The sequence below is a fragment of the Chitinophaga sp. genome, assembly GCF_035538455.1.
In the GTDB taxonomy this organism is placed as follows: domain Bacteria; phylum Bacteroidota; class Bacteroidia; order Chitinophagales; family Chitinophagaceae; genus Chitinophaga.
In genome coordinates this window covers 1-7,648 of the sequence record NZ_DATLKJ010000117.1, presented here as the reverse complement: position 1 = coordinate 7,648, position 7,648 = coordinate 1, and the positions used below count along the sequence as shown (strand labels likewise).

At 46.2% G+C, this 7,648-nt stretch carries 4 protein-coding genes; 3 read left to right on the top strand and 1 reads right to left on the bottom strand.

From position 1 onward, the window contains the following. Positions 1–62 precede the first annotated feature (62 nt). Genes VM802_RS14300 through VM802_RS14290 form a run of 3 tightly spaced genes read left to right on the top strand, consistent with a single transcriptional unit; the run spans position 63 to position 5,011 of the window. Positions 63–1,727, top strand: a complete 1,665-nt coding sequence (locus tag VM802_RS14300) for a cyclic peptide export ABC transporter (RefSeq protein ID WP_325531591.1) — start codon at positions 63–65, stop codon at positions 1,725–1,727. Between the two features lie 35 nt (positions 1,728–1,762). After that, complete coding sequence (locus tag VM802_RS14295) at positions 1,763–2,473, top strand: thioesterase II family protein (protein ID WP_325531589.1); 711 nt, start codon at positions 1,763–1,765, stop codon at positions 2,471–2,473. 60 nt (positions 2,474–2,533) lie between these two features. Then, positions 2,534–5,011 carry a TonB-dependent receptor domain-containing protein gene (locus VM802_RS14290; protein WP_325531587.1) on the top strand — a complete coding sequence of 826 codons (2,478 nt, stop codon included), beginning with the start codon at positions 2,534–2,536 and terminating at the stop codon, positions 5,009–5,011. A gap of 138 nt (positions 5,012–5,149) precedes the next feature. Here the strand turns inward: VM802_RS14290 and VM802_RS14285 are convergent, their stop codons facing one another. Beyond that, a complete protein-coding gene (locus tag VM802_RS14285; RefSeq protein WP_325531585.1) occupies positions 5,150–7,159 on the bottom strand; it encodes a phosphatidylinositol-specific phospholipase C domain-containing protein in 2,010 nt (669 codons plus the stop codon). Positions 7,160–7,648 lie beyond the last annotated feature (489 nt).

The window sequence follows — 7,648 nt, the reverse complement described above, 5'->3', positions numbered from 1 at the left end:
CCGGCAAAAGTTGGAAGTGGGGATGATTTTCATCATCAAAGAACTTTCTGAATCCCGATTTTATGAGACTATTCAGTTTACTTCAGAAGAAATCAAAGTTGTTCTATGCCCTGCTGTTGTTGCTGGGATTGATCAACAGCGTATGGTCGATGGCGTTATTGATGCTGATCAATAACAAGATCGCGAACAAACCGTTGCCGTTCGTAAACGGTTATGACTGGCAGATATACGTATTGCTGATACTGGTATCTTACTTTACAGCCAGGGCTTTCCAGTCGTATACGATCCGGCTGACTTATGAGCTGGGCAATGATCTCGGTCTGTCTATTTTCGAGAAGTTACGCTTTGCCGATTATGAAGAGTATGTAGCGTTGGGAGAGGAGAAAGTGAGAACCGCTACTGCTGACGTAACTACGTTGCAGCGCTTCCCGCACATCTTCATTGAGGTGTTCAACGCGCTGGTGATGGTGGTGATAGGCCTTGTGTACCTTTTCTATACCAATATGCCCGCAGCGCTGGTGATACTGGCTGTACTGGTGGTGACAGCAAGCATTTACTATATCCGCAATATTGCTATCAGCCGCGATCTGAACACGGTGCGTGATCTCGCTAACGTGTACCAGCAAAATGTGAATGACTTCCTGCGTGGATTCAAGGATGTAAAGATGAGTATCAGACGCAGCGATAATATCTTCAAGAATTTCATCACAGAAAACAGGAACCGTGTAAAGGACCTGACCGTGAAAACACTGATCGGTTATATGAGCAATGAGCTGATGGGCAACTATCTCTGGTACCTGCTGATAGGCGTGATCGCATTCCTGCTGCCCATATTACTGCACACCACTGCTGTGATGGACAATCAGTTCATTGCGACACTGCTGTATCTTATGGGACCGGTGGGTATTGTAGTGGCGCGTATAAGCGAGTTTACGCAGATGCATATCGCTGTGGAGCGCCTTGAGCAGTTCCATGACCAGATCAATGCATCACAGGCTATTGCCATCGGTCATGGCGACCTGAAGGCACTACCACAGCAGTTTGAAGAGCTGGACTTTGGAGATGTAACATTCGAATATTATGATGAAAGAAGAGAAGAAACATTCCGCCTGAAACCACTCAGCCTGAAAATAGAAAAAGGAGAGAGCATCTTCATTACAGGTGGTAACGGCAGTGGCAAGAGCACTTTCGTAAATCTGCTTACCGGTTTGTACAAACCGCATTCCGGCACTATCTCTTTCAACGGGCAGGTTATTAATGAGCTGACTTACCCCGGCTATCGCGACCGCATTGCGGTAATCTATACTGACTCTGGCCTCTTTAGTGATAACTATGATGGCCTGGAGCTTAACCGGGACAATGAGCGGCTGATGTCGTTGCTCAGAAAGATGGAGCTGGAGAAGATCATCACTTTCAATGATCAGAAACAGTCTATCAACGCCGACCTTTCAAAAGGACAGCAGAAGCGTCTGGCACTCATATATGCACTCCTGTCGGGTAAGGATATTATCGTGCTGGATGAATGGGCTGCAGAGCAGGATCCTGTCTTCAGGGCTTACTTCTACAAAAAGATCATTCCTGAACTGAAGGAAATGAACAAAACAGTTATTGCCGTTACACACGATGATGCCTATTTCGATTGTGCTGAAAGAGTGATCCGGTTCGACTACGGTACTATTGTGAGCGATTCAAAGGTGAAGGCCGGCGTGGATGTTCCTGCCCTGTAACTGGCTGTGACGGTTGGGTTATTAAAAAATTACTGATGATACACAAAACAAAGCTGGTCTGTATACCGTACGCCGGAGGCAACAGCTATTCCTATCGCGGACTGAAGCCTTTCCTGGACAGCAAGATAGAGCTGCTTACGGTGGAGCTGCCGGGCCGCGGCGCAAGGATTACTGCCCCATTACTATCGGACCTCGAGCATATGGCTGATGATATTTATCAGCAGATATTACCACATACTGATGGTCCGTGGATACTTTACGGACACTCTATGGGGGCTTTGATCGGTAACCTGGTGATGCACCGGCTGCATGCTGAGGAAAGGCCGTTGCCACTTCACTTTTTTGTGACCGGCTGTGAAAGCCCTTTTCATAATGATCAGCGGACGCACCTACACCCGTTGTCCGATACTGACCTGAAGAGCGAACTGAAGAAGCTGGGAGGGTTGCCGGACGAAATACTGGGAAATAATGAACTGATGGACTATTTCCTGCCTGTTATCCGGGAAGACATGAAAGCCCTGGAGTTATGGAAGTACAAGTCTCCCGGCAGATTTCCAACAGCTGTTACTGTTATAACCGGCACAGAAGACCTGGTCACAGAAGAACAGGTACTGGGTTGGGAGAAGGAGACGGTACAGGGCATACGAAAGCTCCGTTACCCCGGCAACCATTTCTTTATCCTTCGTCATTTCGGCAAACTAGCTTCACTTGTTCATCATGAAGCATTGCTGTCTTCTTACGCCTGAAGCTGAATGGGTGTTTTTGTATACAAAATAAGGGTGTCTCCTTAATCAACATTATTAGCTATGAAACAATTCTTTTTGCCGTATAAAATATCTATGCGATCGGCCCTGTTAATGATTCTTACATGCCTGGGTATGTCTCTGCCGCTGATGGCACAAACGGGAAAAGTCAGTGGCCGTGTGCTGGATGCGGGGAAGCAGCCCGTAGTAGCTGCCACCGTGCTGCTGAAGAAAACGGCCGATTCTTCCATGGTGAAAGCGGCGCTGACAAACACCTCCGGGCAATACGACTTCGAAGGTATCCCTTTCAGTAATTATTATATCACCATCACCTATATTGGTTACCGTGATATCGAAAGCCCGGCCTTTACACTCAACGATACAACATATTCCATACAGCCGTTAACGCTACAGGCCAGTACCAGTTCGCTGAAGGGTGTGACAGTAACTGGCAAGAAGCCATTCATAGAGCAACAGATAGACCGTACTGTTGTTAACGTGGAGTCGTCTGTGATGGCCGCAGGAGGCAGCGCTATGGAGGTATTGGAGAAGCTGCCGGAAGTGCTGGTCGACAAAGACGGTAATATTTCCATCAAGGGAAAGAAGGGGGTGAAAGTGATGATAGATGACCGTCCTGCTTATTTGTCGGGTACGGAGCTGGCTAATTTCCTCCGTAACCTCCCTGCTTCCCAGCTCGACCAGATAGAGATCATGTCTAACCCGCCTGCCAAATACGATGCCGCCGGTAATGGCGTGGTGAATATAAAAACCAAGAAGATAAAGACAGGCGGCTTCAATGGTAACCTGGTGCTGACTTATCTTCAGGGCCGTTATCCCGGTAGTACGCAGAACCTTAATTTCAACTATGCCACACATCGCGTCAACCTGTATGGAAGTGCCGGTTACGGCTATCGCCAGTCGTTTGAGGATTATCATATCCTTCGCAACTTCCGCGATGCAGGTGGTAAAGATATTGTAGGTATTTATGATCAGCATACCTTTACGAAAACAACGAAACAGAATATCAATGCAAAGTTAGGGCTGGATTTTTATGCCAGCCCGAAGACCACGCTGGGGGTGGCAGTGGGAGGATTCCATAATCCATCCGATGTTACCAACGACAACATCACACTGCTGAAAGACGGCTCTGGAACTCTACAGACACGGGTGGTAGCACCCGCCACCACCAAGGGTACCTGGGATAATATTGAAGTGAATACAAGTCTCCGTCACCAGTTCGATTCAGCTGGCCATGAACTGCAGGTAAATGCTGATTATCTGGCTTATAACAGCACCAGCAAGCAGGAATTCAATAATCAGTATTTCAAGGCCGACAGCAGTATTGCCGGCGCGCCAAAAAGATTCCTGTCTGATCTTCCGTCTGAGATCCGTATCTACAGCCTGAAAGCGGACTATGTACATCCACTTTCCGCCAATACTAAACTGGAAGCGGGCGTCAAGACATCTTATGTGTCTACAGATAATAATGCGCAGTATTTTGACTGGGGGGCCACCGACTGGAAAAGGAATGATACGCTTAGTAACCATTTCCTGTATAAGGAAAATGTGAATGCTGCCTATCTTAACCTGCGTCATAAGATGGACAAGCTGGAGGTACAGGCCGGTCTCCGTGCCGAACAGACCTGGCTGAAAGGGGAGCAGCGGAGCAATAATCAGTCGTTCACCCGTAATTATCTGCAATTGTTTCCGACAGCTTTTATCGCTTATGATCTCAGCAAAGACAGCAGGGTAGCGCTGACCTACGGGCGCAGAATTGAACGCCCGGATTACCGCAGTATGAACCCTTTCCGTTTTTATCTTGATCAGTATACTTACGATGAGGGGAATCCAAACCTCAAGCCGCAGTATAGCAACAACGTGGAGCTGAGTTACAGTATGTGGGAAGGAGCGCTTACCACCACTTTCGTGTACAGCAAAACCACAGATATCATTCAGGATGTAGTGTTGCAGGACCCCGCAAAGAATGAAACCTATCAGCGCCCGGAGAATCTCAATACCCGCAAGATATTGGGTGTGAACCTCAATCTGCAGGTGCCGCTTAACGACAATGCGCTGACCACACTATACATGGATTACAATAACTACGATTATAAAGGCACTATTAATAATGGTCCTTTTGAGTTGAAACAGGGCGTATTCACGGCGCAGCTGATGGAACAGGTTAAATTTAAGTCGGGATGGGGATTCCAGCTGATGGGTATGTGGTCGTCAAAAGCCATTGACGGCACTTTTGTGCAGCAACCTGTAGGTTCATTACACGCCGGTATACAGAAAGATATTCTTAACAAAAAAGCCACAGTAAGGCTCAGTGCTTCCGATATCTTTAACTGGACACGCTTTAACGCTACCAGCCGCTATCAGAATATTGACATCAATATTCGCGGACGCTGGCAGAGCCAGGTGCTGAAGCTTACCTTCACATACAGGTTCAACAAGAACAATGAAAAGAAGGGGGCGGATGAGAATCACGTATCATCTGTTGATGCGGAGAAGGGACGTGTGAAAACAGAAAAGAAATAATTATTGTTTCATTACCGGAAGTATATCTTTAAGCGGTGCCGGCATTCCGGCGGGAACACTATAAAGACGAGAGTCGCTGATATACAGTGACTCTCGTCTTTATAAGTGAAGTAGGCATTGCTGATTCCTCTTTCCTGCTCACACTTGTGAACTTCTGTAATACTTGTTGACGAGGATAGCGAAAGATACAAGATCAGGTTCACTTACCCAATCTGTGGCCATAATGTTAATAGCAGGATTGTAATTTTTTGTCAGCCATTGCATAAACGAAGGATTAGATGATGCTGCAAGCTCTTTCAGGTTGCTTGGCGACTTGAATTCTCCAGCTATGATCATACCCGTATCCGGTGTTAGCTGTCCATGCAGATAATAGAATGAGCTGTGGGATGTATGGCCTCTGGTGTCCAGATCTGCGATAAGCCCATTAACTGTAGTGTCAGCGTAGTATGGACTATATATGTCAACGTATTCGGACCACAGCCAGGGGCATGAGTTGACTGTACTCTCGTCATCAAAGAGCACGAGTATCTGTCCGTTTTTCGCCCATATATCATTCACCGTAATATTGAGATAATCACCCTTGTTATCAAAATTGCGCGGAATAATATTGCTGGAGAAAGTAGCTTTCAGCTTATTGGCGAGCTTCAGATAGGAATCACTGTCGAAGCTATAGAAATGGTTGAAGTCCAGGATAATGATTTCCTGTCTGTTTTCACTGACGAATCTGGCCACATCCTGTAACACATCATCTACGTTCACACTATAGAAGCCGTGCAGCAGCCATATTTCACTGCCTCTGGTGGCAGCCCTCAGATCCAGGTAGCGGATACCATTGTTTAATTGCTGATATACATTTTGTCCTTGTGCTGCTGCCCATCCTGCGGCAATTTGCCGGAGTGTGTCACTGCCATTTATGAATGGTTGCAGCCATCCTGGAATGCCATCATCGGGGCCGATTCCGGAATTAGCAGTGATGTTGTAAGAGCCGGAATCATGAGAACCAGGGATAAAGAGGTTGCGTAATTTAACCGGACCAATAGCATTCCCAAGTTGTTCCATCCAGTTGTTGGTGTTGATGGTCCTTGCGCCGAGATTGGAAGCGCCGACTGCATAGCCATTAGTGCCGAAGAACACCTGTTGCTGATCCTGTGAAAGTGCCAGCCTGACTTCCTGTGTATCCAAACCGGGTAAGGTATTGGTGTATTTCACTTCGCCATCAGTAATCATTGAGACAATCCCGGCAGATCCGGCAATGAGCAGGCCGTTGTTCCCGGTGATGAGATTTACAATGCTTTTTTGAGCATCAGGTAACCCACACCTCCATTGTTCATTCAGGCCGGAAGCACTCAGGGCAACAACTGTTCCGTTGATACCGGCGTATATGCTATTGCCGTCAGCAGCGGCCGCCAACCTTATTTCATAATAGTCAAGACCTTTCAAGTCGTTCGTACTTTGCATACTGCCGTTTTGCATAGACAGCTGGTTTACATGTCCATTGGTTCCCGCATAAGCATATCCGTCGGCGATCATTACACTCACAACTGATTCTCCCTGTCCGGACAGACTATTTTTCCAGGCAAAGTTTCCTTCAAAATTGTTTGTATCAATGCAGATCACAATTCCTTTGGTACCTACCACCAATTGGGATTCATCAGGTGATAATGCCAGCCGTACTTCTTCGTCTCCTGCGCCTTTGAGTGGGTTAGTCTGGAAGTTTTGCGGCTCCGACAGCGGAATAGCATTTACATATCCTCCGGTTCCTGCGTATACGGTATTAGCACCGCATATAAGGTGTACTATGCCTACATCCTGACCTTTCAGATCGTTGATCCATAACTGACGTGTAATATCCGATGCATCCAATGCTACTACACTACCGTGGGTGCCCACAATGAGGATGCTGCCGTCCTGCGATAATGCCAGGTTTACTTCATTTTTGCTAAGTCCTGGCAGATTATTGGACTTCTCAATCAATCCAGTGAGGGCTGACAGCTGCATCACATATCCATTGGCGGCAGCGTACAGGTACTGGCCGTGCTGCAGCACACTTACGATCTCAAAACCTGTATCTGGCAATGAGTCGACCCAATCTGTTTTAATAATGTTTTCATAGGTGAGGCTTACTGGATTATTTAATTTCCGATGCATGATAAATGATTTCGACGGTGAAGAAATTGCGTATCGGGATCAAAGTTCTGATGTTGCAACGGCATCGGAAAGGCTGAAATCCACTGCTATGAAAGCTCTTTTTCACTGTTGAAGAAGGGGGAGAAGTGCTTTGAAGTGCAACTCTAACCATCTTTATAATAGATCATACAGTCAGGTAAAAATAAATTGCTCCTTCTTAATATTTTTATCCGGCCTTTGGCCTTCATTGTACTGTGTTATCAGCATCTGAGTGAAAATGCTATCAGTATTGAATGCATTGCAAATATTCTTCATTGGTGTAAGTTGTTGATTATCTATTGTTTGTGGGCGTCAAGTTCACCATATTATTTAGAACTTATTTCATAAATGCTATTTAGTTTTTATAGAACTTTATAGCATGTCAAAAAGAAAAGAAGAACTGACAGATGATCAATGGGCAATTCTAAGTCCCCTTATTCCATCACCATTATTACGGGAAGATGGTAAAGG

Coding starts and splice junctions, on each gene's coding strand:
- VM802_RS14295 (WP_325531589.1), top strand. CDS start 1,763: ATGATACACAAAACAAAGCTGGTCTGTATACCGTACGCCGGAGGCAAC.
- VM802_RS14290 (WP_325531587.1), top strand. CDS start 2,534: ATGAAACAATTCTTTTTGCCGTATAAAATATCTATGCGATCGGCCCTG.
- VM802_RS14300 (WP_325531591.1), top strand. CDS start 63: ATGAGACTATTCAGTTTACTTCAGAAGAAATCAAAGTTGTTCTATGCC.
- VM802_RS14285 (WP_325531585.1), bottom strand. CDS start 7,159: ATGCATCGGAAATTAAATAATCCAGTAAGCCTCACCTATGAAAACATT.